General features: G+C 68.2%; 1 protein-coding gene. It reads left to right on the plus strand.

Features of this window, described 5'->3' with window-relative positions:
* Positions 1–1,539, plus strand: a 1,539-nt coding sequence (locus FAZ14_RS20160) for a condensation domain-containing protein (RefSeq protein ID WP_235914644.1), incomplete at both ends; no start/stop codon positions are given.

The following is a 1,539-nucleotide window of genomic DNA, read 5'->3' on the forward strand; positions in this document are numbered from 1 at the left end:
GGCACTGGCCGCCATCTGGCAGCGCCTGCTCGGCATTGAACGCGTCGGACGGCAGGACCATTTCTTCGAACTCGGCGGCCATTCCCTGCTGGCGGTGCGACTGGTCTCCCATATCCGCTCCGAACTTAACCGCGAACTGCCGCTGACACAGCTGTTTGCCCACCCGACGCTGCAGGCACTGGCCGCAATACTGCACGAGGCGGCTCCACAGACCCTGTCGGCCATCACACCGCTGCCCGATGAGGTCACCCCGCCGCTGTCACTGGCCCAGCAGCGCCTCTGGTTCCTGACCCAGCTCGACCCGGCTGCCAGCGCCGCCTATGTGATTCAGGGCGCGGTGCAGTTGCAGGGGCCACTGAACGTCTCCGCGCTGACCCGGGCGCTGGACCGTATCATGGCCCGTCATGCGCCCCTGCGCACCCGCTTTGCGCCGGTAGAGGGCGACGCCGTTCAGGTCATCGAACCCGCCGGTCTGCGCCCGTTCCCGCTGGCAATAATCACCGTGGCACCCGGCGGCGACCTGCCGGTCTTCGCCCCGCTGTTTGACCTGCGCACCGGCCCGCTGGTGCAGGGGCAGCTGCTCCGTGTGGCGGCACAGACCCACCTGCTGCGGCTGGCGCTGCACCACATCATTGCCGATGGCTGGTCGGTCAGCCTGTTTATCCGTGAACTCAGTACCCTGTACGCCGCCTTTAACGCCGGTCAGCCCGACCCGCTGCCGCCCCTGCGCATCCGTTATGGCGATTACGCCGCCTGGCAGCGCCAGCACCTGCAGGGCGAGGTTCTGCAGCGTCAGCAACAGTACTGGGTCGACCACCTTCGCGGCGCCCCGGACTGCCTGACCCTGCCTGCCGACCACCCACGCCCGCCGACACAACGTTACGACGGTGCCACCGTCGCGTTTACGCTGGAGCACGAGCTGACCGACGCGCTGCACGCGCTGGGCCGTCGTCACGGCACCACGCTGTTCATGACCCTGCTGGCAGCCTGGGCCGCACTGCTGGGCCGCCTCGCCGGGCAGGACGATGTCGTTATCGGCACCCCGGTCGCCGGGCGTACCCGCACCGAGCTGGAGGGGCTGATTGGCATGTTCGTCAATACCCAGCCGCTGCGTATCGATTTGTCCGGGGACATCGATACCGCCACCCTGCTCGCCCGGGTCCGGGAGACGGTGATTGCCGCGCAGGCCCATCAGGACCTGCCGTTCGAGCAGATTGTCGAAGCCGTCGCCCCCGCCCGCAGTCTGGCCCACAGCCCGCTCTTCCAGGTGGTGTTCGGTGTCCAGAACACCCCGTCCGCCACGCTGGCGCTGGACGGGCTGACGCTGACGCCGCTGACACCGGACAGCGACACCGCCCAGTTTGACCTGAGTCTGGACATCACCGAGGGCGACAGCGGCCTGAGCGGCCAGCTGAACTACGCCACGGCGCTGTTTGACGCCCACACCATCCGGCGCTTCCTGGCCTACTGGCAGACGCTGCTGCACGCCATGGTGGCCGACAGCCATCAGCCGGTGGCCCAGATAGCGCTGCTGCCGGA

The sequence above is a fragment of the Dickeya oryzae genome (genome assembly GCF_009372235.1).
GTDB classification, from domain to species: Bacteria; Pseudomonadota; Gammaproteobacteria; order Enterobacterales; family Enterobacteriaceae; genus Dickeya; species Dickeya oryzae.